26 protein-coding genes and 4 tRNA genes are annotated in these 24,898 nt (G+C 44.6%); 22 read left to right on the forward strand and 8 right to left on the reverse strand.

Translation table 11 applies throughout. The features are described 5' to 3' along the window. Positions 1-84: 84 nt before the first annotated feature. The 3 genes from epd to tkt all read right to left on the reverse strand — a co-directional run bounded on the left by epd (position 85) and on the right by tkt (position 4,700). Positions 85-1,110 (reverse strand): erythrose-4-phosphate dehydrogenase, encoded by a 1,026-nt coding sequence (gene epd / locus P4S58_RS13075; protein ID WP_337164225.1) that lies wholly within the window; start codon positions 1,108-1,110, stop codon positions 85-87. A gap of 132 nt (positions 1,111-1,242) precedes the next feature. Beyond that, positions 1,243-2,580 carry an IS4 family transposase gene (locus tag P4S58_RS13080; RefSeq protein WP_337164227.1) on the reverse strand — a complete coding sequence of 446 codons (1,338 nt, stop codon included), beginning with the start codon at positions 2,578-2,580 and terminating at the stop codon, positions 1,243-1,245. Positions 2,581-2,702: 122 nt separating this feature from the next. Next, positions 2,703-4,700, reverse strand: a complete 1,998-nt coding sequence (gene tkt / locus P4S58_RS13085) for a transketolase (RefSeq protein WP_337164228.1) — start codon at positions 4,698-4,700, stop codon at positions 2,703-2,705. A gap of 318 nt (positions 4,701-5,018) precedes the next feature. Between tkt and metK the strand changes: the two genes are divergently transcribed. From metK to ruvX, 8 genes are all read left to right on the forward strand, one after another. Further along, positions 5,019-6,173, forward strand: a complete 1,155-nt coding sequence (gene metK, locus P4S58_RS13090) for a methionine adenosyltransferase (protein ID WP_102967001.1) — start codon at positions 5,019-5,021, stop codon at positions 6,171-6,173. Between the two features lie 233 nt (positions 6,174-6,406). Next, entirely contained in the window at positions 6,407-7,204 is a 798-nt protein-coding gene (locus tag P4S58_RS13095; RefSeq protein ID WP_102969723.1) for a DUF2189 domain-containing protein, read from the forward strand. Between the two features lie 128 nt (positions 7,205-7,332). Continuing rightward, positions 7,333-7,836 (forward strand): SprT family zinc-dependent metalloprotease, encoded by a 504-nt coding sequence (locus P4S58_RS13100; RefSeq protein ID WP_102969722.1) that lies wholly within the window; start codon positions 7,333-7,335, stop codon positions 7,834-7,836. Between the two features lie 136 nt (positions 7,837-7,972). Continuing rightward, the gene (locus P4S58_RS13105) at positions 7,973-8,674 is read left to right on the forward strand and encodes an endonuclease (RefSeq protein WP_337164229.1); all 702 of its coding nucleotides are present in this window, start codon (positions 7,973-7,975) and stop codon (positions 8,672-8,674) included. Between the two features lie 286 nt (positions 8,675-8,960). Further along, the gene (gene rsmE / locus P4S58_RS13110) at positions 8,961-9,692 is read left to right on the forward strand and encodes a 16S rRNA (uracil(1498)-N(3))-methyltransferase (RefSeq protein WP_042489181.1); all 732 of its coding nucleotides are present in this window, start codon (positions 8,961-8,963) and stop codon (positions 9,690-9,692) included. A gap of 12 nt (positions 9,693-9,704) precedes the next feature. Beyond that, positions 9,705-10,661, forward strand: coding sequence for a glutathione synthase (gene gshB / locus P4S58_RS13115; protein WP_337164230.1), 957 nt, complete (start codon positions 9,705-9,707; stop codon positions 10,659-10,661). A gap of 26 nt (positions 10,662-10,687) precedes the next feature. Then, positions 10,688-11,251: a YqgE/AlgH family protein gene (locus tag P4S58_RS13120; protein ID WP_042489186.1), complete on the forward strand. Its 564-nt coding sequence runs from the start codon at positions 10,688-10,690 to the stop codon at positions 11,249-11,251. A gap of 72 nt (positions 11,252-11,323) precedes the next feature. After that, on the forward strand, positions 11,324-11,749 hold the full coding sequence (gene ruvX, locus P4S58_RS13125) for a Holliday junction resolvase RuvX (RefSeq protein WP_042489189.1): 426 nt from the start codon (positions 11,324-11,326) through the stop codon (positions 11,747-11,749). Between the two features lie 53 nt (positions 11,750-11,802). Here the strand turns inward: ruvX and P4S58_RS13130 are convergent, their stop codons facing one another. Both P4S58_RS13130 and P4S58_RS13135 read right to left on the reverse strand, forming a co-directional pair. After that, the gene (locus tag P4S58_RS13130; protein WP_337164232.1) at positions 11,803-12,909 is read right to left on the reverse strand and encodes a PilT/PilU family type 4a pilus ATPase; all 1,107 of its coding nucleotides are present in this window, start codon (positions 12,907-12,909) and stop codon (positions 11,803-11,805) included. Positions 12,910-12,920: 11 nt separating this feature from the next. Then, the gene (locus P4S58_RS13135; protein WP_337164234.1) at positions 12,921-13,958 is read right to left on the reverse strand and encodes a type IV pilus twitching motility protein PilT; all 1,038 of its coding nucleotides are present in this window, start codon (positions 13,956-13,958) and stop codon (positions 12,921-12,923) included. A gap of 44 nt (positions 13,959-14,002) precedes the next feature. On the opposite strand from P4S58_RS13135, the gene P4S58_RS13140 reads away from it, so the two are divergent. The 7 genes from P4S58_RS13140 (at position 14,003) to hemW (ending at position 18,921) form a co-directional block, all read left to right on the forward strand. Continuing rightward, positions 14,003-14,707: a YggS family pyridoxal phosphate-dependent enzyme gene (locus P4S58_RS13140; protein ID WP_337164235.1), complete on the forward strand. Its 705-nt coding sequence runs from the start codon at positions 14,003-14,005 to the stop codon at positions 14,705-14,707. A gap of 91 nt (positions 14,708-14,798) precedes the next feature. Continuing rightward, positions 14,799-15,617, forward strand: coding sequence for a pyrroline-5-carboxylate reductase (gene proC / locus P4S58_RS13145; RefSeq protein ID WP_337164236.1), 819 nt, complete (start codon positions 14,799-14,801; stop codon positions 15,615-15,617). A 163-nt stretch (positions 15,618-15,780) separates the two neighbouring features. Further along, positions 15,781-16,338 (forward strand): YggT family protein, encoded by a 558-nt coding sequence (locus P4S58_RS13150; RefSeq protein WP_042489200.1) that lies wholly within the window; start codon positions 15,781-15,783, stop codon positions 16,336-16,338. Next, positions 16,338-16,628: a DUF167 family protein YggU gene (gene yggU / locus P4S58_RS13155; protein ID WP_102955634.1), complete on the forward strand. Its 291-nt coding sequence runs from the start codon at positions 16,338-16,340 to the stop codon at positions 16,626-16,628. Before P4S58_RS13150 ends, yggU begins: the two co-directional genes overlap by 1 nt. Positions 16,629-16,693: 65 nt before the next feature. Continuing rightward, entirely contained in the window at positions 16,694-17,125 is a 432-nt protein-coding gene (locus P4S58_RS13160; RefSeq protein ID WP_337164238.1) for a DUF4426 domain-containing protein, read from the forward strand. A gap of 24 nt (positions 17,126-17,149) precedes the next feature. Continuing rightward, positions 17,150-17,749, forward strand: coding sequence for an XTP/dITP diphosphatase (locus P4S58_RS13165; RefSeq protein ID WP_337164239.1), 600 nt, complete (start codon positions 17,150-17,152; stop codon positions 17,747-17,749). Next, positions 17,749-18,921, forward strand: a complete 1,173-nt coding sequence (gene hemW / locus P4S58_RS13170) for a radical SAM family heme chaperone HemW (RefSeq protein ID WP_337164240.1) — start codon at positions 17,749-17,751, stop codon at positions 18,919-18,921. The genes P4S58_RS13165 and hemW overlap by 1 nt, the downstream gene beginning before the upstream one ends. Here the strand turns inward: hemW and P4S58_RS13175 are convergent. The 3 genes from P4S58_RS13175 to trmB are packed head-to-tail and all read right to left on the reverse strand — an operon-like array spanning position 18,918 to position 21,262. Next, positions 18,918-19,541, reverse strand: coding sequence for a DNA-3-methyladenine glycosylase family protein (locus P4S58_RS13175; protein WP_337164242.1), 624 nt, complete (start codon positions 19,539-19,541; stop codon positions 18,918-18,920). The genes hemW and P4S58_RS13175 overlap by 4 nt on opposite strands. Before the next feature lie 21 nt (positions 19,542-19,562). After that, complete coding sequence (gene glsB, locus P4S58_RS13180; RefSeq protein WP_042489217.1) at positions 19,563-20,483, reverse strand: glutaminase B; 921 nt, start codon at positions 20,481-20,483, stop codon at positions 19,563-19,565. Between the two features lie 59 nt (positions 20,484-20,542). After that, a complete protein-coding gene (gene trmB, locus P4S58_RS13185; protein WP_042489221.1) occupies positions 20,543-21,262 on the reverse strand; it encodes a tRNA (guanosine(46)-N7)-methyltransferase TrmB in 720 nt (239 codons plus the stop codon). 188 nt (positions 21,263-21,450) lie between these two features. On the opposite strand from trmB, the gene mutY reads away from it, so the two are divergent. The 7 genes from mutY to P4S58_RS13220 all read left to right on the forward strand — a co-directional run bounded on the left by mutY (position 21,451) and on the right by P4S58_RS13220 (position 24,596). Next, a complete protein-coding gene (mutY, locus tag P4S58_RS13190) occupies positions 21,451-22,500 on the forward strand; it encodes an A/G-specific adenine glycosylase (RefSeq protein ID WP_188235134.1) in 1,050 nt (349 codons plus the stop codon). A 16-nt stretch (positions 22,501-22,516) separates the two neighbouring features. Further along, complete coding sequence (locus tag P4S58_RS13195; protein WP_042489224.1) at positions 22,517-22,789, forward strand: oxidative damage protection protein; 273 nt, start codon at positions 22,517-22,519, stop codon at positions 22,787-22,789. Positions 22,790-22,947: 158 nt separating this feature from the next. After that, the gene (mltC, locus tag P4S58_RS13200; protein WP_102964254.1) at positions 22,948-24,075 is read left to right on the forward strand and encodes a membrane-bound lytic murein transglycosylase MltC; all 1,128 of its coding nucleotides are present in this window, start codon (positions 22,948-22,950) and stop codon (positions 24,073-24,075) included. 109 nt (positions 24,076-24,184) lie between these two features. Then, positions 24,185-24,260: transfer RNA gene (locus tag P4S58_RS13205), tRNA-Phe, on the forward strand. 55 nt (positions 24,261-24,315) lie between these two features. Beyond that, positions 24,316-24,391: transfer RNA gene (locus tag P4S58_RS13210), tRNA-Thr, on the forward strand. Between the two features lie 7 nt (positions 24,392-24,398). Beyond that, positions 24,399-24,474 (forward strand) — tRNA-Phe (locus tag P4S58_RS13215). A gap of 46 nt (positions 24,475-24,520) precedes the next feature. Continuing rightward, a tRNA-Asn gene (locus tag P4S58_RS13220) sits at positions 24,521-24,596 on the forward strand. Positions 24,597-24,898 lie beyond the last annotated feature (302 nt).

Raw genomic sequence — 24,898 nt, forward strand, 5'->3', positions numbered from 1 at the left:
TAAAATCATAAACTGCATACTAATATGGGGCACTAGATATTTATTTCAAGTTATAAAATAAATAATTTAGCCACCAAAGAGTAACTACTTTGCAGCCTGCATTGCTAACGCGGTATCAAGCATTCGGTTAGCAAATCCCCACTCGTTATCACACCAAACGAGCATCTTCACTAGATTCCCGTTACTCACTCGAGTTTGGCTGCCATCTACAATCGCACTGTGTGGATCGTGATTAAAATCGATGGATACGAGTGGTGATTCAGTATAGTCAACAATGCCGTGTAATGTACACTGAGATGCCTCTATCATGGTTTGATTTACGTCATTAACTTTCACATTTGCGTTAATAGTGACACTCAAATCCATCGCAGTAACATTTACTGTTGGAACTCGTACCGAAATCGCCTCAAATTTGTTAGAAAATTTCGGAAATATTCTTTCAATCCCTTTATGTAATTTTGTATCAACAGGGATAATAGATTGACTTGCAGAGCGGGTACGGCGTAAATCACTGTGGTAAGCATCGATCACTTGCTGGTCATTCATTGAAGAATGAATCGTTGTAATCGTGCCCGATTCAATACCAAAGGCTTCATCCAGCACTTTTATGATTGGCACAATACAGTTAGTGGTACAAGAACCATTAGAAACAATATGATGATCAGCAGTCAGCGTTTCGTGGTTTACACCATAAATAACAGTGTTATCAAGATCCGCCGAACCCGGATGAGAAAACAGTACCTTTTTGGCTCCAGCAGCAATGTGTTCTTCACCATCGGCTTTAGAACCATAAACGCCTGTGCAATCTAAAACGATATCGACTTCAAGATCTCGCCAAGGCAATAGATGGATATCTGGAGAGTGAAGAATTCGGACACTGTCAAACTCACCATTATCATGATGAACATATAAGTGTTCTTGGTCGTGAGAAATCTTTTTACCGAAACGACCATGACTGGTGTCGTACTGTAGCAAATGCGCCATAGCCTCAGGCTGAGCCAACTCATTTACAGCAACAACTTTTATCTGCTGAGCTTTGCCACTTTCGTAAACAGCGCGTAAAACGTTACGCCCTATTCGCCCGAATCCATTTATTGCGACTCTTAACATCCGTACCATCAACCGACTAAAATTTCGTGGCACAGATATTAACCGATGACAGCGTAAAGCGCACCCTTAACAGAGATGATCCAACCATTTATTTCACATTAAAAAAATCCCCGCACAATGGCGCAACGTAGTTCACTTAAGCGGAGCTGCCTTGCGATTAACAGGATATCGGGTCTTTGATATTTTTACCGCCCTAGGTCGATTAGGCTTAGGGCGTTTATCTATAAATAGGATAGACAAGTCCCCTCGCAGACTTTTTAGACGCTTCGGCGTATTACCTAAAGATACTGCTTTGCTCATCACTTTTAGTTGACTCGCAATGAACTGACAAGCGTACTTAAAGCTAATTTCATTGGGCATTCGACCATGCTCTACTGCCGCTTGACTGGCTTCTCGTCTCACCAAGTTATAGCCAAGCAGCAGCCCCCATAACTCTTGATAGACAAGTTCGACAGTCTTACTCCTCAGCACTAACGCATTGTGTTGCATTGAACTTTTTATATCACGATAACCTAATTCGATTTCCCATCTTTCATGGTAGAGTTCTGCGACTGACTGAGTGTCATACTCCTCTCTCGGGAGCGAGGTAAATACTGTTTTGGACTTCCCTTGCACTTCGTAGGTCACAGCCCTAACTTGCCATGCTTCAGGCAAGTCTGGATTTTTCTTACGCGCCTGTGGGGATACCTTCATCTCAACGAGCATGTCGTCACTCTCTTCATCGTCCAGAAGGGTGTATTTCACTCCTTTCTTTGCAGGTAACAACCAATGCCTGTTAGTGCCCCTATTTTGCAGAGAAAGAAGTAAGTCTGCACCATAAAAACCCTTATCCAATAAGGTCACGGAGTTATCAGGTAAGGAGTCAATAAAGGGCATAGCAAGAGGAATTTCGCCTCGACGATATGGGCTTATAGCCGCATCTACAATGACATGAGAGCGAACATTCATCATCGTCACCACCCTGAGTACTGGATGAGGCGTTTGCCTTTCGCTGGATGTATTTCCTGACCCAAAATGCTCTCGTAGCTCCGGTGTATCAGCAGTTCGAAAAAGGGCACCATCCACAGCGAAGACTTGTAAGCCTTGCCAAGTATCCTCAGGGTAACGCTCTAGACCCCACGTGTGACTGCATTGTCTAAACAACCATTCTGGAGCGGCTTTACCAAGGCGTTGCCTTGCTTGTGTTAAAGCACTTTTTGCTAACAACTCCTCATCAGCTAATCCCTCGGCACAGACATTCATTCGTCGTGCGATTTCTGCAATAGGTTCATTGCGAAAGAAAGCCATTCCAACAATAAGCCAAAGTACCATATCACTAGGTAAACGACGTCGACGAACGGTTGCTTTATCAGAAAGTGTTGCCGCTTTAGCAATCCACTCATCAGGAATATGCTCGGAGAAAGTGGCTAGCTGAGCAACATCAACAGGACTCTCTTCTAGAAAGTCGGCAAAATAGTTTTGAATAGACATAAAAAATCGGAAACCTATAAACAGGTTTCCGATTGTCTCTCATCAGAAGGATCGGTCAACTGATCCTTATCTGATCTACATTGCGCACAATGGCGGGGATTTCTATTCTTTATCGTATTTGATTAAGCAAGCAGTTCGTTTGCTTTCTCAACTACGTTTTCAACAGTGAAACCGAACATCTTGAACAGTTGGTCTGCTGGTGCAGACTCACCGAATGTGGTCATACCGATGATTTTGCCGTTTAGGCCAACGTACTTGTACCAGTAATCCGCAATACCGGCTTCGATAGCGATACGTGCAGTTACGTCAGCAGGAAGTACTGCTTCACGGTAAGCTGCGTCTTGCTTGTCGAATGCGTCTGTTGATGGCATTGAAACAACACGTACTTGTTTGCCTTCAGCGGTAAGTTGCTCAGCCGCTTTAACAGCCAATTCAACTTCAGAGCCTGTTGCAATCAAGATTAGCTCAGGTTTGCCTGCACAATCTTTCAGGATGTAACCACCTTTAGCGATGTCAGCCACTTGCTCTGCTGAACGTGCTTGCTGCGCTAGGTTTTGACGAGAGAAGATAAGCGCTGTTGGCGCATCTTTACGCTCGATAGCCAGTTTCCAAGCCACTGCTGATTCTACTTGGTCACATGGACGCCATGTGCTCATGTTTGGAGTCAGACGTAGAGAAGCCGTTTGCTCAACCGGTTGGTGAGTTGGACCATCTTCGCCAAGACCGATAGAGTCGTGCGTGTACACTTGGATGTTTTGCACTTTCATCAGTGCCGCCATGCGCAGTGCGTTACGTGCGTACTCCATGAACATCAGGAAGGTTGCGCCGTAAGGAACGAAACCACCGTGTAGCGCGATACCGTTCATGATAGCCGTCATACCGAATTCACGAACACCGTAATGGATGTAGTTACCTGATGCATCTTCTGGTGTGATTGACTTAGAGCCAGACCACATGGTGAGGTTAGAAGGAGCAAGGTCAGCCGAGCCGCCCATGAATTCAGGTAGCATTTTACCGAATGCTTCTAGTGCGTTTTGAGACGCTTTACGTGATGCAATGTTGGCTGGGTTAGCTTGAAGCTCAGCAATCACTGCGTTCGCTTTCTCTTCCCACTCAGCAGGAAGTTCGCCGTTCACACGACGCTTGAATTCTGCTGCTAGCTCTGGGTATGCTGCTGCGTATGCTGCGAATTTTTGTTCCCATGCCGCTTCTTTTGCTGCGCCTGCTTCTTTGGCATCCCAGTTCGCGTAGATATCTGCTGGGATTTCAAATGGTGCGTGTTCCCAACCTAGGAATTCACGTGCCGCTTGGATTTCATCTGCGCCTAGTGGAGCTCCGTGACAGTCGTGAGAGCCGGCTTTGTTTGGTGAACCAAAACCGATGATTGTTTTAGTACAGATTAGAGTTGGACGACCTGTTTCTGCTTTCGCCGCTTCAATCGCTGCGTTGATTGCGTCAGCATCGTGACCATCAACGGCAGGAATAACGTGCCAGCCGTATGCTTCAAAACGTTTTGGTGTATCGTCAGCGAACCAACCTTCTACATGACCATCGATAGAAATACCGTTGTCATCCCAGAATGCAATCAGTTTGCCCAGACCTAGAGTACCTGCAAGAGAACATGCCTCGTGCGAGATACCTTCCATCATACAACCGTCGCCCATGAACGCGTACGTGTAGTGGTCAACAATCTCATGGCCTTCTTTGTTGAACTGAGCAGCAAGCGCTTTCTCAGCCAGCGCCATACCGACAGCGTTAGTGATACCTTGACCTAGAGGGCCAGTCGTGGTTTCAACACCCGGTGCGTAACCGTACTCAGGGTGACCCGGAGTTTTCGAGTGAAGCTGACGGAAGTTTTTAAGGTCGTCGATTGAAAGCTCGTAACCAGTCAGGTGAAGCAGTGAGTAAATCAGCATCGAACCATGACCGTTAGAAAGGATGAAACGGTCGCGGTCAGCCCAGTTAGGGTTTTGTGGGTTGTGGTTTAGGTGCGAACGCCAAAGTACTTCAGCGATATCCGCCATACCCATTGGGGCACCTGGGTGGCCAGAGTTAGCTTTTTGAACACCGTCCATGCTCAGAGCACGGATTGCATTTGCCAGTTGTTTGCGAGACGCCATGTCAGCTCCTGATTGATTTAAGCGAAGTGAAATATACCCATCTATAATGGGTGGTATTGTTACAAAGCCCCTAGATCACTGCAATCGTTTACTTGACCGTTGAAGCAATTTTGTCGGATGTGCACGGATAAAATTGCAAGTTAAAGAGAGAACACAAGCAAACGTTTGGTTATATCTAAAAGTAAAAAAGAGCTTGTAATTTAAGCATTCAAAACTAAAATAGCCGTCTAGATGTAGAAACACCTACATAATGAACACTTTTCAAAGTAGTAAGGAAACATTCTTTGCTACTTTTTGACTATCTATATTGGAGCTATCATGGCTAAGCACCTGTTTACTTCTGAATCAGTATCAGAGGGACATCCGGATAAAATCGCAGACCAAATCTCAGATGCGGTCCTAGATGCCATTTTGGAACAAGATCCTAAAGCACGTGTTGCTTGTGAAACTTACGTAAAAACCGGCATGGTTATGGTCGGTGGTGAGATCACGACTTCAGCATGGGTTGATATTGAAGAGCTTACGCGTGAAACTGTTCGTGAAATCGGTTATGTCCATTCAGATATGGGCTTCGATGCTAACTCATGTGCAGTTCTAAACACCATTGGTAAACAGTCTCCAGACATCAACCAAGGTGTAGATAAAGCTGATCCTAAAGATCAAGGCGCAGGTGACCAAGGTATCATGTTCGGTTACGCAACAAACGAAACTGACGTATTGATGCCAGCACCAATTACTTACTCTCACCTACTTGTTCAAAAACAAGCTGAAGTTCGTAAGAACGGCACGCTACCTTGGTTACGTCCAGATGCAAAATCTCAGGTAACGTTCCAATACGATCAAGGTAAGATTGTTGGTATCGATGCAGTCGTTCTTTCAACTCAACACTGTGATTCAATCTCTACTCCAGATCTACGTGAAGCAGTGATGGAAGAGATCATCAAACCTGTACTTCCTGCGGAATGGTTGAGCAAAGAAACTAAATTCTTCATCAACCCAACTGGCCGTTTCGTAATCGGTGGCCCAATGGGTGACTGTGGTTTGACTGGTCGTAAGATCATTGTTGATACCTACGGCGGTGCAGCTCGTCACGGCGGCGGTGCATTCTCTGGTAAAGATCCATCAAAAGTTGACCGTTCTGCAGCATACGCAGCGCGCTACGTAGCGAAAAACATTGTCGCAGCTGGTATGGCTGATCGTTGTGAAATCCAACTTTCATACGCAATCGGTGTTGCAGATCCAACATCTATCATGGTTGAAACGTTCGGTACTGAAAAAGTGTCTCACGACATCATCATAGAAGCAGTTCGCCAATTCTTCGACCTACGTCCATACGGTCTGCAAGAGATGTTGAACCTACTTCAACCTATCTATAAGAAAACAGCTGCTTACGGTCACTTTGGTCGTGAAGAGTTCCCTTGGGAAGCAACTGACAAAGTTGAATTACTACGCGATTTCGCAAACATCAAGTAATTCAAAATGCTTTACTGACAAGCCCTCGCCATCTGGCGGGGGCTTTTCTTTTTCAGCTTAGCTAAATCAGTAGCGGTTTAAATTTCCATCAGTCGATTTGTATTTTCCTACCTTATCTACAATAGTTAACAAAGTAATAGTTAATAAAATGTTACAAGAACTCGGTCGTTTTCTTAGAAAAACTAGGAAAAACCCATTTTTTAATTCACTGCCATATTGTTTTGGGAGGATTTATGCCTCGTACAATAGACCCTTCTGACTTCAAGCAAAAAGACAAAGAAGTCAGTCATCAAGAATATGCTCGCACACTGCCTTGCAATAAAGTGGAAATCTCCGCACCTCTTCACTGGCTTGCTCTTGGCTTACACGACTTTATTCGCTTACCTTTAATCAGCGCATTTTATGGACTCTGCTTTATGGCTGCTGCTGTTGGCATTGTTCTGCTTATTCAATGGCAAGGCACTCATCTTGTCGTGATGCCAGCTCTAGTGGTTTACATGTTAATTGGCCCTTTCCTAGCACTTGGCCTTTATGATGCAGCTTGGCAACGAGAACGAGGCAAAGAAAGTAGCTTATTACATTCAATGAAAGCCATTACGCGTAATAGCACATCACAGTGGATGTTTGCGGTCGCACTGGCTGTTGCGATGATTTTCTGGATGAGAATCGCTGCACTCTTGCACGCACTCTATCCATCGGTACAAGGAGCACCACTGACCGACTTCCTCCCATTCTTAGTCATCGGCTCTCTTATTGGCTTCATTATTGCCAGTGTCATTTTCAGCATCTCCGCGTTTTCAATTCCTTTAATGATGGAAAGACGTGTCGATGTGATGACAGCCATTTTCAGCAGCTTTAACGCAGTGAAATCCAACATTCCAGCGATGATTGTCTGGGCGGCAATTATCTGCGGCGGTATTTTAATCGGCTTCGCAACTTACGGAATTGGCATGCTCTTTACCATGCCGATACTCGGATATGCCACATGGCATGGTTACCAAGCAACGATTAAGAAGAAACATCAACCATAGGGTCTCCTCCTTCTTTTTATCATCTTGGCTCGAAACACTACTCAATGATAAAAAGAGGTTTGATGTTATAATTTCCCCGCTATTACCTGACTAAATAGGTATTAGTGGGGAATTTTTTGGAGCCAGACTTGACCGATTTTCAACTTCAATACCGAGCATTGTCACAAGTAAAAAAGTGTGTAGACATCGCTTCTCGATACTTCAAACGCCAGTTCGACCTGCCAGAAATCAGCTACCGACTGAGAGGAAAGGCTGCTGGAAAAGCGTATTTACAATTGTGGGAGATACGTTTGAATCCAGTGTTGTTCAAAGAAAATCAACAAGCTTTTCTCAATGAAGTCATACCTCATGAAATCGCCCATCTCATCACTTATGCTATCTATGGCCGAGTAAAGCCTCATGGTGCTGAGTGGCAAGCAGTCATGAATCAAGTATTCAATTTACCTGCTGAAACCACCCATAAGATGTCTGTCGAATCGGTTCAGGGAAAAACCTTTGCCTACCAATGCTCCTGTAGCCAATATCCTTTATCCGTCCGTCGCCACAATAAAGTATTGCGTAAACAGGCTACTTACCGCTGCCAACAGTGCAAACAAATGCTCACCTTTACTGGCATTCAACTCACCGGATAAGAGCTAATCAAACGTAACGGCCAAATAACTGCGAGTCACCCATAGATTTTTAACCATAGATAGCGATAAATTTCTCAACTAGATTTCAACTTAGAGAATGTTAGACTGTAAAAAACAATAAAATACAGTCCAACATATGCTTAATTATCGCTTTCTGCTGACATCAGCTTTGCTGCTTGTTTCTCACACTTCTTTCGCCGATTTTCCAAGCTCTTTTTCCAGCGCTAAAAACGAAGCTTTGAAAATTTATAAAGATCACCCAACCTCTTTTTACTGCGGCTGCGATATTTCGTGGCAGGGTAAGAAAGGCATTCCTGACTTAGAGAGCTGTGGATATAAAGTCCGCAAACAACAAACCCGAGCTAGCCGCATTGAATGGGAGCACGTAGTGCCTGCCTGGCAATTTGGCCACCAGCGTCAATGCTGGCAAGAAGGCGGACGTAAACTCTGTAGCAACAGCGATGCAGTGTTTCGCCGCATGGAAGCAGATCTGCACAACTTAACGCCAGCAATTGGAGAAGTGAACGGTGATCGTTCCAACTTCAACTTTAGCCAATGGAATGGAACTTCAGGCGTCACCTACGGACAATGCGAAATGCAGGTCGATTTCAAACAACGCAGCGCTATGCCACCATCAAGAGCCAGAGGTGCAATTGCACGAACCTATCTTTACATGAGTAGCGAACACGGATTTAAACTGTCAAACTCGCAAACCAAACTTATGCAAGCATGGAACAAAACCTACCCTGTCGATGAGTGGGAATGCGAAAGAGAAAGGCGAATATTCAAAGTTCAAGGCAACAGAAATCCATTTGTCTATGAACAGTGCTCAAAGTAAAGCCTGACGATAACTATCAGAACCTATCTAGGCATATAAACCCAGACCGATAAATGAGGGGTGATTCACATTTCCCCCTTGTTTTTTCGGCACAAAGCATCCATGTTAGATGCGAGATATCCCACACTATTGAATAGCAATACTCAAGCTACTTGAAGTTGCAGGTAGGCGGCAAGTGAGTGAATCCCCATGAGCATAGATAAACTATGTGATTGGGGTGAACGAACGTAGTCAACACCGCTGCAGCTTCAAGTAGGAAGAGTATATTTTGATTAGGAAACAACACATGCGCATTCCCCGTGTCTATCATCCGCAGCCCATTACGCAGTTAGGCAAAATTAACCTCGACGATGATGCAGCAAACCACATTGGTCGAGTACTGCGCATGAAAGAAGGACAAGAAATCCTTCTGTTTGATGGTAGCGGTGCAGAGTTTCCAGCAGTCATCAGCGAAAGTGGCAAAAAACATGTGACGGTTGAAGTTACAGAACGTGTCGAATCCAGCAGCGAATCACCACTTGATTTGCATTTAGGGCAAGTGATTTCGCGTGGCGACAAAATGGAGTTCACCATTCAGAAATCTGTTGAGTTGGGTGTAAACACAATCACTCCATTGTTGTCAGAGCGATGTGGCATAAAGCTGGATGAAAAACGCTTTGAGAAGAAACTTCAACAATGGCAAAAAATCGCCATCAGCGCTTGTGAGCAGTGCGGTCGAAACGTGGTACCCGAAATTCGTCCTGTGATGGAATTAGAACAGTGGTGTGCAGAGCCAAGTGATGCACTGAAACTCAACCTTCACCCTCGCGCTCAATACTCAATTAATACACTTCCTGAACCGGTTACTAAAGTACGTCTGTTAATCGGTCCGGAAGGTGGTCTTTCTGAAAAAGAAATCGATATGACCACCAAATACAACTTTGAAGAAACGTTGCTTGGACCTCGCGTCCTGCGTACAGAAACCGCAGCGTTAACCGCAATTACAGCTTTACAAGTTCGTTTTGGCGATCTTGGATAACGGAGACTTCCAATGATTAAACTCGGCATCGTAATGGATCCAATTTCATCCATTAATATCAAGAAAGATTCTAGCTTCGCGATGATGTTAGAAGCGCAGCGTCGCGGCTACGAAATTCATTATATGGAAATGAATGATCTACACTTAGATCAAGGTGTGGCTATCGCAGATACAAAAATCGTCACACTGAAAGAAGATCCAAACGGTTGGTACGAGTTCAAATCTGAGCAAACTATTAAGTTATCTGAGCTAGATGCTGTATTAATGCGTAAAGATCCACCTTTTGATACTGAATACATTTACGCAACTTACATTCTAGAGCGTGCAGAAGATGAAGGTACGCTGATCGTCAACAAGCCACAGAGTCTTCGTGACTGTAACGAAAAACTGTTTACTGCATGGTTCCCAGAGCTGACTCCAACCACAATCGTGACTCGTAAAGCGGAAAAAATTAAGCAATTCAGAGAGCAACATGGTGATGTGATCTTAAAACCGCTAGATGGTATGGGCGGTGCATCAATTTTCCGAGTGAAAGAAGGCGATCCAAACGTCTCTGTGATTATCGAAACACTGACTAATCACGGCCAAAACTACTGTATGGCGCAAACCTTCGTTCCAGATATTAGTAATGGCGACAAGCGTATTCTGGTTGTAGATGGTGAGCCGATGCCTTACTGCTTAGCTCGTATTCCAGCACAAGGGGAAACGCGTGGTAACTTGGCAGCAGGCGGTCGTGGTGAACCTCGCCCACTAAGTGAAACTGATAAAAAAATTGCACTTGCCGTGGCACCGACACTGAAAGAAAAGGGTCTAATTTTTGTAGGCCTAGATGTGATTGGAGACAAGCTGACTGAGATTAACGTAACCAGCCCTACCTGTATTCGTGAAATTGAAGCGGCTTACGATATCTCTATCACTGGCAAGTTAATGGATGCCATTGAGACACGCATAAAAGCAATGGCGATGTAATACCAATCTTTGAGGTTGGAGACACTATGAATCTTACAAATCATTTTCTCGTTGCGATGCCGAGCATGAAAGATCCTTACTTCAAACACAGTGTGATTTACATCTGTGAACATAATGAAGAAGGTGCTATGGGGCTTATTATTAATGCGCCTATAGATATTACTGTCGGCGGAATGTTGAAGCAGGTTGAGATAGAACCTGCTTACCCACAGTCGCAAAGTAAAAGCCTTAAAGAGCCTGTTTTCAATGGCGGTCCGGTTTCAGAAGATCGCGGGTTTATTTTACACAGACCCAAAGATCATTATGAATCCAGCATTCGCATGACAGACGATATCGCGGTGACCACTTCCAAAGATATCCTAACGGTTTTGGGTACTGACGCAGAACCAAAAGGTTATCTCGTTGCCCTTGGCTATTCGGGTTGGGAAGCCGGTCAACTAGAAAGCGAGCTATCGGAAAACTCTTGGTTAACCATAGAGGCGGACTCGGATCTGATTTTCAATACTCCGACCCGAGACAAATGGAACAAAGCAATTCAAAAGCTGGGAATCGACCCTATCCAGTTATCTGGTGAAGCTGGCCACGCCTAGCCCAATTAACAGCGCTCAATATCAATTGAGCGCTTCTGTTTTTATTTAAACAAAGTTTCAAAAGAGTTTTACATGTCGCGAACTATTATGGCCTTCGACTACGGCACCAAAAGTATTGGTAGCGCCATCGGTCAGGAAATTACTGGCACCGCCTCACCACTGAAAGCGTTCAAAGCCAATGATGGTATTCCGAATTGGGATGATATCGAAAAGCAGCTTAAAGAGTGGAAACCTGATCTTGTCGTGGTTGGTTTGCCGACTGACTTACATGGTAAAGATCTAGAAACCATTACCCCAAGAGCCAAAAAGTTTGCCCAGCGTCTTCATGGCCGCTTTGGCGTTCAGGTTGAACTGCACGATGAGCGTTTATCAACAGCTGAAGCGCGAGCTGAACTTTTCTCGATGGGCGGATACAAAGCGCTCAGTAAAGGCAATATTGACTGCCAATCTGCGGTGATCATCTTAGAAAGCTGGTTTGAAAGCCAGTGGGGTGAATAAAACTCTACGCTGAAAGCAGAGACAAAAAACGCGCTCTATCAGCGCGTTTTTTATTAGTTCATATCGATTTTCACATTGGCGAGAGAGCTTGCATTTGGAGAGTCTCCACGCTGAGTTTTTAACATCATGCGCAAATCATTGGCAGAATCGGCGCTGTGCATTGCATCTTGTTCAGTGATCTTATCTTCCACCAACAATTGATACAACGCTTGATCGAAGGTCTGCATACCAATCTCTTTCGATTTAGCCATTGTTGTTTTCAGCTCATGCAGTTCGCCTTTGCGAATCAAATCTGAAACGCGAGGTGAATTGAGTAAGATCTCAAACACACCGTGGCGACCTTTACCATTTTTATCGCGAATAAGCTGCTGACCGACTACACCTCGTAAGTTCATCGACAAATCAAACAAGAACTGCTCTTTTTGCTCTTTAGGTACTAGATGAAGAATACGCTCTAACGCTTGGTTGGCGTTGTTCGCATGCAGAGTTGCCATACACAAGTGCCCTGTTTCAGCAAAGGTCATCGCATATTCCATAGTCTCTCGACTGCGGATTTCACCAATCAAAATCATGTCTGGCGCTTGGCGAAGAGAGTTCTTCAGGGCGACTTCGTAACTTTCGGTATCTAAACCCACTTCTCGCTGAGTGACGATGCATTTTTGATGTTCGTGTACGAACTCAATCGGATCTTCAACCGTTAAGATATGTCCACTGCGATGACGATTACGATATCCCGTCATTGCTGCCATAGTGGTGGATTTACCAGAGCCTGTCGCGCCGACAACTAGCACCAAGCCTCGCTTGGCAATCGAGAGATCCTGCAAAACTGCTGGCAGATTGAGTTCTTCAAATGTCGGAATTTGCGTTTCGATACGTCGAATTACAGCGCCCGGTAACTCACGTTGGAAAAAAGCACTCACCCTGAAACGCCCATTGCCCCGAACAACCGCAAAGTTCGCTTCGTGTGATGCGTTAAACTCAGCTTTACGTTCTTCATCCATCATTTCATGCAACAGAACAAACACCTCTTGCTGTGAAAGCTTCTCCCCTTGCGGACGCATTTCACCATCCACACGCAACAATACCGGTGCGCCGACAGTAATATATAAGTCCGACGCTTTTAGCGAGGTCATCGCTTCAAGGTAGTGATTCAATTCCATTTCATTCGCTCTTAAAAGGTTGAGATTTCAGACTCAATCTTCTTCTGTACTTCCGCTGGATCAACTAAACCTTGAGCAATCAGCTGTTTGGAGTTTTGATCCATGGTCTGCATTCCGTGAGCTGCGCCGGTTTGGATGATCGAATACATCTGAGCCACTTTATCTTCACGGATCAAGTTACGAATTGCAGGTGTCGCCAGCATGATCTCATGGCAAGCAACTCGACCACCACCAGTACGTTTTAGAAGTTTCTGTGCAATCACCGCGCGTAAGGATTCAGACAACATAGAACGCACCATATCTTTATCGTTGCCCGGAAACACATCAATAATACGGTCAATGGTTTTTGCTGCCGAACTGGTATGCAGCGTACCAAAAACAAGGTGTCCTGTTTCCGCAGCTGTCAGAGCTAAACTAATGGTTTCTTGGTCACGCAACTCACCGACCAGAATGACATCTGGATCTTCACGCAGTGCTGAACGCAGTGCATTTTTGAAACTGTGCGTATCGCGGTGAACTTCGCGTTGGTTGATCAAACACTTATCGTTGCTGTGAACGAACTCGATTGGATCTTCAATAGTAAGAATATGCTTGTTGTGATTCTTGTTAATGTAATCAACCATCGCAGCCAAAGTTGTGGATTTACCAGAACCCGTTGGCCCAGTCACCAGAACCAGACCTTTTTCATAATTGGCAATTTTGCTGAAAATCTCTGGCGCATCTAACTGGTCAAGAGTAGGAATAACTGTCGGGATGGTTCGAAATACCGCAGAACAGCCGCGGGCCTGATGGAAAGCGTTGACACGAAAGCGCCCTACATCCGAAAGTTCAAAAGAAAAATCCACTTCGAGTTTTTCTTCAAACTCACTGCGCTGAGCATCATTCATCACTTCAAACACTAGACGATGAACATCTGCATGGGTAAAAGCAGGTACGCCAAGCTTTCTTACTTCGCCATCTATACGTACCATAGGCGGAACACCTGCAGAAAGATGTAGATCTGACGCATTATGCTTTACACTAAAATCCAGTAACTCAGCGATATTCATTTATTTATTTTCCTTAGGGTCTGTAGACCAAATAAAGTCAGGCTATGAGTAGTATTCAACAAAATATCAAAGATATCATTTCACAAATTGAGCGCGCACAACAAAAGTGTGGACGTAGTCCAGACTCAGTGCAACTTCTCGCAGTGAGTAAAACCAAACCTGTCGAGGCAGTTCTAGAAGCGGCACAAGCCGGGCAACGCAGTTTTGGTGAAAACTACGTGCAAGAAGGCGTCGAAAAGGTTCAGTATTTTCAGCACAATCATCCCGAGCTTAAGCTAGAATGGCACTTCATTGGACCGCTGCAATCGAATAAGACTCGTCTTATTGCTGAAAATTTCGATTGGATGCACACCATTGACCGAGCCAAAATAGCTCAGCGACTCAGTGAGCAAAGACCAGCGAATTTGCCACCATTACAAGTATTGATTCAGGTTAACACCAGCGGAGAAGCTTCCAAATCAGGCATTTCCGAAAATGAAGTATTTGAACTGGCTGAATTGATTTCTGGCTTACCAAACCTCATGTTAAGAGGATTGATGTCGATTCCTGAGAACGTTTCAGACTATGAATCCCAATTTGCTGCGTTTAAAAAGCTCGCGGATTTAAAAGCAAAACTGGCTGAACGATTCCCTAATATCGACACCCTATCTATGGGGATGAGTGGCGATATGGAAGCAGCGATTGCAGCAGGCAGCACCATAGTTCGTATTGGTACCGCTGTATTTGGTCAGCGTGACTATAGTCGTTAGCAAAAGACAGTCCGTAAACAAAAGACAGCCATTAACAAAAATGGCAATCGCTAAAAAACTAACACTAAAATTTTTGGATAGAAGAGCAGACATGGAACAGAGAACAATCGCTTTTATTGGTGCGGGTAATATGGCTCATGCGATTATCGCAGGTCTTGTAGCCAGCGGTTATGATGCAAAGAAAATCATTGCAACAGCGCCGTCAGAGACGCGTCGCAAGCCACTGGAAGAGAAATACGGCATTCGTACCACCAGCGATAACCTTGCAGCAGCACATGAAGCGGATGTGGTTGTGTTGGCGGTTAAACCTCAGTTAATGGCTGATGTGTGTGCACCACTACAAGCGGTAGACTATTCAAACAAATTGGTGATCTCCATTGCTGCGGGTATTTCAGTGGCACGTTTCAATGAAATGCTGGCAACTGAACCGCAACTTGTTCGCGTGATGCCGAATACGCCATCGTTGGTAAACAAAGGCATGGCAGGTCTGTATGCAGCACAATCTGTTTCTCAAAAAGACAAGGATTTCACGTCAGAACTGATGTCTGCGGTAGGTGAATTGTGTTGGGTAGAACAAGAATCTGGCATCAACAGTGTGATTGCTGCGGCAGGTAGTGCGCCAGCTTATTTCTTCCTCTTCATGCAAGCCATGCAAGAAGAAGCAATGGCTCAAGGGTTTGATGAACAAACCGCTCGTCTGCTTGTCCAACAAGCGGCTCTGGGCGCTGCGGAAATGGTACAAGCCAACCCTGATGTATCACTGGCAACTCTACGCGAACAAGTGACATCTAAAGGTGGCACGACAGCTGAAGCTATCCGTACATTTAACGAAAATCATCTTTCAGAGATTGTTGCCAAAGCGATGCAAGCTGCGGTTTCAAGAGCTGAAGAGATGGAAAAACTATTTTAATTAGCGAAACACCTATACCCAAACTACTTAAAGTTGCAGGTAGGCGGCAAGTGAGTGAATCCCCATGAGCATAGATAACTATGTGATGGGGTGAACGAACGTAGTCAACACCGCTGCAGCTTCAAGTTGGAAGGGTACAAACAACTCGAACTAAGGGCTCTCTATGAATTCTATGAGTTTTCTAATCTCCACAGTGTTTGACCTTTATATCATGGTCGTGATCCTACGTATCTGGCTACAAGCAGCACGTGCAGATTTCTACAACCCATTTTCTCAATTTATTGTTAAAGCAACCCAACCTGTCGTAGCACCACTACGTCGTGTGATTCCATCAGTAGGTAGTGTTGATTTGGCGACAGTGCTGTTTGCCTACGTACTGTGTGTTTTGAAATTTGTGGCAATGATTCTTATCGCATCAGGCGGTGCAGTCAGCTTCAGTATTGACTTCCTGTTCCTTGGACTTCTGTCGCTGATAAAAGCAGCGGGCGGTTTACTGTTCTGGGTACTACTACTTCGCGCGATTCTAAGCTGGGTTAGCCAAGGCCGTAGCCCAATTGAGTATGTATTTCATCAACTGACAGAACCAATGCTGGCACCGATTCGTCGTATTCTTCCTCCTATGGGTGGTTTCGATCTTAGCGTGTTAGTACTGTTTATTGTGTTGCAGTTTGCCAACTTCCTGATGGGCGATATCATCGGTCCTATCTGGTATCAACTATAATGAAAGCAGCTTGGTTTGATGGTGACGACTTAATTTTACGGCTCTATATTCAGCCGAAAGCCAGTCGTGACAGCATTGTTGGTTTGCATGGTGAAGAGCTAAAAATCGCAATAACAGCTCCACCCGTTGACGGTAAAGCCAATGCCCATCTCACCAAGTATTTAGCCAAACAATGCAAAGTGGCTAAAGGGCTGATAGAAATAGAAAAAGGCGAACTTGGCAGGCATAAACAGATCAGAATTATTTCGCCTGCTGAGATACCTAAAGAAATTCAAGCCATTATTCAATAACCAAACTTTCATTCCCCACTCCTATGTGGGGAATGTTTTTAGTCTAGATCAACAAGGAAACGACCATGCGCCAGTGGATGATAGCTCTGCTACTTACCTTTGCCGCTCTGCCAAGCTCAGCAGAGCAGTTTCAGAACATCAAAGATATTGAAGTGCACTACTCTGCTTTCAATTCGACGTTTTTAACCCCTCAAGTCGCACGCAGCTATAAACTCACTCGCAATGGTTATTCTGCCATTCTGAATATTAGCGTGTTAGACACTTCATCTCTGGGTAAACCAGCGGTTGAGGCAAAAGTGTCAGGGAATGTGAGAAGTTTATTAGGTAACATTCGCGACCTTGAGTTTACTGAGCTCAAGGAAGGCGAAGCCATCTACTACTTGGCTGAATTTCCGATTAACAACGAAGAAGATTTAATCTTTGATATCGATGTTAATGCTGGCAATAAAGGTGCAGGCAAAGTTAAATTCACCCAAAAATTTTATGTTGAAGAATAACGTCGAACATAGAGATAACAGAAAATGAAAAAGATTGTATTAGCGACTGGCAACCAAGGCAAAGTTCGTGAAATGGCTGACTTGCTGGCTGATTTTGGTTTCGACGTTGTCGCTCAAAGCGAATTCAATGTCTCTGAAGTGGCAGAAACAGGCACAACTTTTATTGAGAATGCGATTATCAAAGCGCGCCATGCAGCAAAAGAGACTGGCTTACCAGCGATTGCTGATGACTCTGGTTTGGAAGTCGATTATTTAAAAGGCGCACCGGGCATTTATTCCGCTCGCTACGCTGGCGAAGGCGCTTCCGATCAAGAGAACCTAGAAAAACTGCTTAACGCTATGCAAGGTGTTCCTGAAGCAGAGCGTACTGCTCGTTTCCACTGCGTATTGGTTCTGATGCGCCATGAAAACGATCCAACACCGATTGTCTGCCATGGCAAATGGGAAGGTCGCATTTTAGAGCAAGCACACGGCACCAACGGTTTTGGCTACGATCCTGTGTTCTTTGTCCCTGAAGACAATTGCGCTTCCGCTGAATTAGAACCTGCACGTAAGAAGCAGCTTTCTCACCGTGGTAAAGCACTGAAGAAACTGTTCCAAGCGATCGAAGAGCAAAATCAATAATGCTGACACCGCCTGATCTTAGCCTTTATGTACACATCCCTTGGTGTGTACAAAAGTGCCCATATTGTGATTTCAACTCTCATGCGCTGAAAGCTGAGATCCCAGAAGATCACTACATTGATGCTTTGCTTGAAGATCTTGATACCGATATTGAACGTTATCAACTTGCTGACGCTCCACGCCAACTGCACTCGATCTTTATCGGTGGTGGTACACCAAGCTTGATCTCTGCCGAGGGGATCAAGCGCTTATTGCAAGGTATTGAAGAGCGAATAGCGTTTAAACCGAATATTGAAATCACCATGGAAGCCAATCCGGGCACGATTGAAGCTGAACGTTTTGCTGGTTACAGAAAAGCGGGTGTCACTCGTATCTCGATAGGCGTGCAAAGCTTCGCGCCTGAAAAGCTGCAACGTCTTGGTCGAATTCACGGTAAAGATGAGGCTCTGCGAGCCGCAAATCTGGCGCATACCATTGGACTCACTAGCTTCAATTTAGATTTGATGCATGGTTTGCCCGATCAAACCATTGAAGAAGCGTTAGCCGATCTCGATCAAGCCATCGAGCTAAATCCGCCACACCTATCTTGGTATCAGTTGACGATTGAACCTAACACCATGTTTTACTTCAAACCACCGACGTTGCCCGATGACGATGCATTGTGGGACATCTTTGAATTAGGACATAAGAAGCTCACCGAAGCCGGTTACGTGCAATATGAGATATCTGGCTACAGTAAGCCCGGTTATCAGTGCCAGCACAACCTGAACTACTGGAGATTTGGTGATTATCTAGGCATTGGTTGTGGCTCTCACGGCAAACTTAGCTTTAGTGATGGACGCATTGTTCGCACAACCAAAGTTAAGCACCCGAAAGGTTATCTAGCGGCATACCAGAACCTGACTAAACCATACTTGGATTCAGAGCAACTCGTGGCTGATGAAGATCGTCCTTTTGAGTTTTTTATGAATCGCTTCAGATTAATGGAGCCATGTCCGAAAGCCGATTTCGTCACAACCACAGGCTTAGAACTGGACGTGATTCAACCAACCATTAACTGGGCTTTGGATTTAGGTTATTTGAGCGAAGATGCTACACACTGGCAAATCACAGAAAAGGGCAAGTTGTTCCTAAATGATCTGCTTGAAGCATTTATGGCAGAAGAAGATTAATTCGCCATTGAAGTGAAAAGGTCGGTATCCAGACTCTGCCATACATGTAGCGCAAAGTAAGAACGATAAGGTGTGACTGTCGACAAAATCTCTTGTTCACTCACACCTTCTTTTTCTGCTATCAAAGCAAGGCCTCTGGCTAATGCCACATCCCCTTTTGACCACACATCCGGTAATCCAAAAAAGAAAATCGCCGTCATTTCGGCTGTCCAAGGACCAATCCCCCAAAGCTGAGTCAGTGTTTTAACTATCTCAGATTCCGGCATTATGACGAGTTCTTCAGGAACAATCACTCTCTGCTCCAGCGCCTCTCTCACACCACAAATCGTTTTGATTTTGGCATTAGACAAGCCACATCCGCGCAGCGCTTCGCGGTTCGACTCCACAAATAAATCGTATAGCTGCTGCTCTGTCCTTAACAAAGATTCAACCCGTTGCCATATAGTGCGAGCGGCAGTATTCGAAAGTTGCTGCCCTGCTACTGAGCGAGCCAAATAGGGAAAGAAGTACTCTTCACCTTGCTGGGCGAGTTGTTGAATACCATTTGCTTGAAGTAATTGTTGTAAGTAAGGAAGCGCACTTGTTTGCTGCAATAATGCTTGATGAACGGCTTGTGACATCTTCCTTACCTCTCAGAGTCTTTAGAATATTGAGCGGCCGATACGTTGCGCTAATAACTCAAGCGCCCGTGTTCCTGCTAGCGAGTTGCCTGAAGCGTCCAGCTCTGGAGACCAGACAGCAATGGTCATCTCCCCCGGAACGATAGCCACAATACCGCCACCTACACCCGATTTACCCGGCATTCCGACACGGTAAGCAAACTCACCCGCCCCATCATACAAGCCACACGTTGCCAGAAGCGCATTAACCTGTTTGCTTTGAGTTGGGCTAATAATCTCTTCACCGGTATGAACGGATACCCCTTTATTGGCAAGATAGCTGAAGGTTTTTGCCAATTCAACACAGCTCATTTTAAGCGCACAAGCGTGAAAGTAGTTGTTCAACACTGGTAATACATCGTTGTGGAAGTTACCAAACGAGCGCATAAGGTAAGCGATGGCCGCATTACGATCGCTATGCATCATTTCCGATGCGGCAACGACCTTATCGTAAAGAATATGCTGTTCACCGCTAAGTTGACGTGCGAAATCGAGCAAACGTTGACGAGGCGCAGATAGGCGACTGCTGAGCATATCAGCGACCACAATCGCACCGGCATTAATAAACGGGTTGCGAGGTATGCCTTGTTCAACCTCGAGCTGAATCAGAGAGTTGAATGCTTGGCCTGAAGGTTCTTTGCCAACGCGACTCCAAATCTCATCGGGTTGATAAAGTCCCATCGCCAGCGTCAGACTTAGGGCTTTTGAAATGGATTGAATAGAGAAACCTTCATCGGCATCTCCAGCTTTAATCACTTCACCTTGATTGGTATAAACTGCGATACCTAACTTGGTGTTTGGTACCTCTGCCAACGCAGGAATATAGTCAGCGACTTTTCCTTGCCCAATCAAATGTCGAACGTCATCGAGTATGTTTGTAAGTATTTCTGATGTCGGTTTCATCGAATCCACTTATCGGTGTCAAAGCGCCAGATCGATATCCAAACGCAAAGGTTAAAAAACTAGCTCACACGCTTGTATTTAATGTCCCAAACTCCGTGACCAAGACGGTGACCACGTTGTTCGAACTTCGTCAGTGGTCGCTCATCTGGACGAGGAATATAATCACCTTCTTGGGCGATATTTGCAAAACCAGGCGCTTGGTTCATGATTTCGATCATGTGTTCTGCGTAATTTTCCCAGTCTGTTGCCATATGGAAGATACCTTCATCCACAATCAGCTTTTGACGAACCATTTCAGCAAACTCCAACTGAACAATACGGCGTTTGTGGTGACGCTTTTTATGCCAAGGGTCAGGGAAAAACAGTTGTAGTGTATGCAGGCTGTTATCAGGAATCATGTTAGCAAACACTTCTACTGCGTCATGGCACATAACACGTAAGTTTGTCACACCCGCTTCACGAGCAGCTGATAAACATGCACCAACACCTGGGCTATGAACTTCAATACCAATAAAGTTTTTCTCAGGGGCATTCTTTGCCATCTCAACCAAAGATGCGCCCATGCCAAAACCGATCTCTAAAACCACTGGGTTGTTATTACCAAATACTTGATTCCAATCGAGCAAGCTCGTTTGATATTCGATACCCATAGTTGGCCAGCATTCTTTCATCGCTGCTTCTTGGCCTTTAGTCAGACGACCTTCGCGACGAACAAAACTGCGAATTCGACGAACGATTTTGCCATCTTCTGTGAACTCGTTAGTGGTTACTTCACTCATTGATATTGCCTGTATAAAATTTAGTCTTGAGTTTGAGGGCTGTGATTATCCAAAGAATTACTTTAGGTGCAAGCATTATTGTTGCTCAAATCAACACAAATACCCTTAGTTTTTGTCTGTTTTACATCCTGAGCATTATGTGGTGCAATTTTGCCCCATTATTTTAATAAATATAGATGAGTAAAGTCGTGACCCCTTTCGCTAAGGCAATTCTCACTTGGTATGACAGCTACGGTCGTAAAAATCTGCCATGGCAGCAAAATAAAACCGCATATAGCGTATGGCTGTCGGAAATTATGCTCCAGCAGACGCAAGTTGCTACCGTGATCCCATACTACGAGCGATTTATGCAGCGCTTTCCTACGGTGACAGATCTGGCGAATGCAGAACAAGATGAAGTTCTCCATTACTGGACAGGGCTTGGTTACTACGCGCGAGCTCGTAATCTTCATAAAGCTGCCAAAACTGTGGCTGAACAATACAACGGTGAGTTTCCAACGGATATTGAAGCAATGAATGCTCTGCCCGGTGTTGGTCGCTCTACAGCTGCCGCTGTTCTATCATCAGTTCACAAACAACCACACGCCATTCTTGACGGAAACGTGAAACGTACTTTGGCTCGCAGCTTTGCTGTTGAAGGCTGGCCTGGGAAGAAAACGGTCGAAAATCAACTTTGGCAATACGCTGAAATGCATACGCCAAAGCAAGATGTCGACAAGTACAACCAAGCCATGATGGATATGGGGGCGATGATCTGCACCCGCTCAAAACCGAAATGCAGCTTGTGCCCAGTTGAAGAGTTTTGCCAAGCAAAGCAACAAGGTAATCCTTTGGATTATCCGGGTAAAAAACCCAAAACAACCAAACCTGAAAAAGAGACTTGGTTTGTAATTCTGCGTCATGGCAACGAAGTGTGGCTTGAACAACGACCTCAAAGCGGTATTTGGGGTGGGCTATTTTGCTTTCCAGAAAGCAGTGATTCAAAGATTGAAAACGCTTTGGATAAACGAGCTATTCACGACAAGCAAGTCCTATCTAAAAAGCAACTTATCGCTTTTCGCCACACTTTTAGTCACTATCACCTCGATATCACCCCTGTTTTGCTAGAGTTATCCTCCAAACCGGAGATGATAATGGAAGCTGGCAAAGGTCTTTGGTATAACTTAAACAAACCTGAAGAAGTTGGCTTAGCTGCACCAGTAAAACAGTTATTACAAAGCCTTCTGTATGAGATTTAACTAAGAGGAAATCCTTATGAGCCGCACGGTATTTTGTGCTCGACTAGAAAAAGAAGCTGATGGTTTGGATTTTCAGCTTTACCCAGGTGAACTCGGTAAACGTATCTTCGACAACATTTCCAAAGAAGCTTGGGGTCAATGGCAAGCAAAACAGACCATGTTGATCAACGAGAAAAAGCTCAACATGATGGATCCTGAGCATCGTAAATTGCTCGAACAAGAGATGGTGAACTTCTTGTTCGAAGGCAAAGATGTCCATATCGAAGGCTATACTCCGCCAAGCAAATAACCGATTGGCCAACAGTAGATAAAGAAAAACCCTATTTTATCGAAGGAAAATAAATGACATCATTAGCTCGGAGTCTGTCGATTCTAGGTTGAGATGTCATTTTTATTTAAGCCCATCAAACGGAATAGAACTCAGTTTGAGGCTGCTATGAGGAGCGCATGAGAAAGCTTGCTTACTGTGTTATTGCCCTAATGCTGGTTGGATGTAGTCGCGAATTCGTCGAAAGTATTTACGATGTGAACTATGAACCAACTAACCGTTTCGCAAAAAATTTAGCCCAACTTCCGGGGCAGTTTGAAAAAGATACAGCAGCACTTGATGCGCTCATCAGTAGCTTTTCTGGCAACATTGAAAAGCGTTGGGGTAGCCGAGAAATTAAAGTTGCCGGTAAAAGTAACTACGTAAAATATATAGACAATTATCTCAGCCGAGCTGAAGTAAACTTCCAACAAGGCAAAATTATTGTTGAGACTGTCTCTCCGACAGATCCTGAAGGGCACTTAAAACGAGCGATTGTTACGACCTTACTCACCCCAGATGATCCAATGAACGTTGACCTTTTTTCTTCGCAAGAGATTGAATTAAAAGGACAACCATTTCTATACAATCAAGTATTAGATCAAGACAAACAGCCTATCCAATGGGGCTGGCGGGCGAACCGTTTTGCCGATTATCTGATTGCGAACAAGATAAAAGTGAAGCAAGTAGATTTCAAAAAAGCCTACTACGTTGAGATTCCTATGGTGGAGGATCAGATTCAGATCCGAAGTTATCAATACGCCAACATAGTACAAAAGGCGTCGCGCAAATATGGCATTCCAGAGGATCTCATTTACGCCATCATCAAAACAGAAAGCAGTTTTAACCCTTACGCAGTCAGTTGGGCAAATGCGTATGGTTTGATGCAGGTGGTACCAAAAACGGCTGGACGAGACGTGTATAAACTGGTGAAAAACAAATCTGGTCAGCCATCGCCAGAGTATCTTTTTAATCCGGAAAACAACATTGATACAGGTACTGCGTATTTCTACATTCTGAAAAATCGTTATTTAAAAGATGTCCGCAACCCTACGTCTCTTGAATACAGCATGATTTCTGCCTACAACGGTGGCACTGGTGGCGTGCTTAACACCTTTAGCAGAGACAGAAAAAGAGCGATGTCTGATCTGAATTCACTGCAACCAAATCAAGTTTATTGGGCACTGACAAAAAAACATCCTAATTCTGAATCGCGCCGTTATCTGGAAAAAGTGACGAAATATAAGAAAGAATTCAACGCACAGTGATAAAAAACGGTCAATTAGCTCAAAACAACAGCGATCAACACGATTTTTAGTTTTTTTATAAAAAACAGGTTGACGCAGAGAGGGAAAATCCGTTTAATAGCGCTCCGTTGCCCGGATAGCTCAGTCGGTAGAGCAGAGGATTGAAAATCCTCGTGTCGGTGGTTCGATTCCGCCTCCGGGCACCACAATTTGATTGTTGGTGTCTTAAGACATCAATACGTTAGCAAAGAATATTAGTGTGCCGACTTAGCTCAGTAGGTAGAGCAACTGACTTGTAATCAGTAGGTCACCAGTTCGATTCCGGTAGTCGGCACCATTCTTTTGCCTCGATAGCTCAGTCGGTAGAGCAGAGGATTGAAAATCCTCGTGTCGGTGGTTCGATTCCGCCTCGAGGCACCATTATTTGGTGCGATTATTCCTTTAGTTAGGAATACACACAAATAATTCCCCCTTAGTTCAGTCGGTAGAACGGCGGACTGTTAATCCGTATGTCGCAAGTTCAAGTCTTGCAGGGGGAGCCACTTTTAAAGCCAAGTCGAAAGACTTGGCTTTTTTCATTTCTGCATCTTTTTAATTTCATCAATAGAAAAACTCATAGCGTTAACTTCTCCCCTAGCCTACCTATCAAGCTCAATGATTATTGTTGAATAACGTTGTCTTCAATTTAAAAGCTAACTAGCCGAATCCCCTTTCAAAGGCAGACTTAAAATAGGCGCTTTAGACAAGTTAGTGGTGCTATTTGCTCGTAAATGTCAGTGTTAACTCACTCTTAGTGCACCTTTATTAACAGAAACCCCCGCCATTTTTTAACGAAAATGGGCAA

Origin of the sequence: Vibrio sp. Hal054, assembly GCF_037162405.1 — a bacterium.
Lineage (GTDB): Bacteria > Pseudomonadota > Gammaproteobacteria > Enterobacterales > Vibrionaceae > Vibrio > Vibrio diazotrophicus.

Bases quoted from the DNA above. Each gene is read 5' to 3' on its own strand.
- glsB (WP_042489217.1), bottom strand. From the start codon at position 20,483: ATGAAACCGACATCAGAAATACTTACAAACATACTCGATGACGTTCGA.
- P4S58_RS13150 (WP_042489200.1), top strand. From the start codon at position 15,781: ATGAATTCTATGAGTTTTCTAATCTCCACAGTGTTTGACCTTTATATC.
- P4S58_RS13130 (WP_337164232.1), bottom strand. From the start codon at position 12,909: ATGGAATTGAATCACTACCTTGAAGCGATGACCTCGCTAAAAGCGTCG.
- P4S58_RS13135 (WP_337164234.1), bottom strand. From the start codon at position 13,958: ATGAATATCGCTGAGTTACTGGATTTTAGTGTAAAGCATAATGCGTCA.
- P4S58_RS13080 (WP_337164227.1), bottom strand. From the start codon at position 2,580: ATGTCTATTCAAAACTATTTTGCCGACTTTCTAGAAGAGAGTCCTGTT.
- hemW (WP_337164240.1), top strand. From the start codon at position 17,749: ATGCTGACACCGCCTGATCTTAGCCTTTATGTACACATCCCTTGGTGT.
- P4S58_RS13165 (WP_337164239.1), top strand. From the start codon at position 17,150: ATGAAAAAGATTGTATTAGCGACTGGCAACCAAGGCAAAGTTCGTGAA.
- tkt (WP_337164228.1), bottom strand. From the start codon at position 4,700: ATGGCGTCTCGCAAACAACTGGCAAATGCAATCCGTGCTCTGAGCATG.
- trmB (WP_042489221.1), bottom strand. From the start codon at position 21,262: ATGAGTGAAGTAACCACTAACGAGTTCACAGAAGATGGCAAAATCGTT.
- yggU (WP_102955634.1), top strand. From the start codon at position 16,338: ATGAAAGCAGCTTGGTTTGATGGTGACGACTTAATTTTACGGCTCTAT.
- epd (WP_337164225.1), bottom strand. From the start codon at position 1,110: ATGTTAAGAGTCGCAATAAATGGATTCGGGCGAATAGGGCGTAACGTT.
- P4S58_RS13095 (WP_102969723.1), top strand. From the start codon at position 6,407: ATGCCTCGTACAATAGACCCTTCTGACTTCAAGCAAAAAGACAAAGAA.
- mltC (WP_102964254.1), top strand. From the start codon at position 22,948: ATGAGAAAGCTTGCTTACTGTGTTATTGCCCTAATGCTGGTTGGATGT.
- metK (WP_102967001.1), top strand. From the start codon at position 5,019: ATGGCTAAGCACCTGTTTACTTCTGAATCAGTATCAGAGGGACATCCG.
- P4S58_RS13195 (WP_042489224.1), top strand. From the start codon at position 22,517: ATGAGCCGCACGGTATTTTGTGCTCGACTAGAAAAAGAAGCTGATGGT.
- P4S58_RS13120 (WP_042489186.1), top strand. From the start codon at position 10,688: ATGAATCTTACAAATCATTTTCTCGTTGCGATGCCGAGCATGAAAGAT.
- rsmE (WP_042489181.1), top strand. From the start codon at position 8,961: ATGCGCATTCCCCGTGTCTATCATCCGCAGCCCATTACGCAGTTAGGC.
- P4S58_RS13105 (WP_337164229.1), top strand. From the start codon at position 7,973: ATGCTTAATTATCGCTTTCTGCTGACATCAGCTTTGCTGCTTGTTTCT.
- P4S58_RS13140 (WP_337164235.1), top strand. From the start codon at position 14,003: ATGAGTAGTATTCAACAAAATATCAAAGATATCATTTCACAAATTGAG.
- proC (WP_337164236.1), top strand. From the start codon at position 14,799: ATGGAACAGAGAACAATCGCTTTTATTGGTGCGGGTAATATGGCTCAT.
- P4S58_RS13175 (WP_337164242.1), bottom strand. From the start codon at position 19,541: ATGTCACAAGCCGTTCATCAAGCATTATTGCAGCAAACAAGTGCGCTT.
- ruvX (WP_042489189.1), top strand. From the start codon at position 11,324: ATGTCGCGAACTATTATGGCCTTCGACTACGGCACCAAAAGTATTGGT.
- gshB (WP_337164230.1), top strand. From the start codon at position 9,705: ATGATTAAACTCGGCATCGTAATGGATCCAATTTCATCCATTAATATC.
- P4S58_RS13160 (WP_337164238.1), top strand. From the start codon at position 16,694: ATGCGCCAGTGGATGATAGCTCTGCTACTTACCTTTGCCGCTCTGCCA.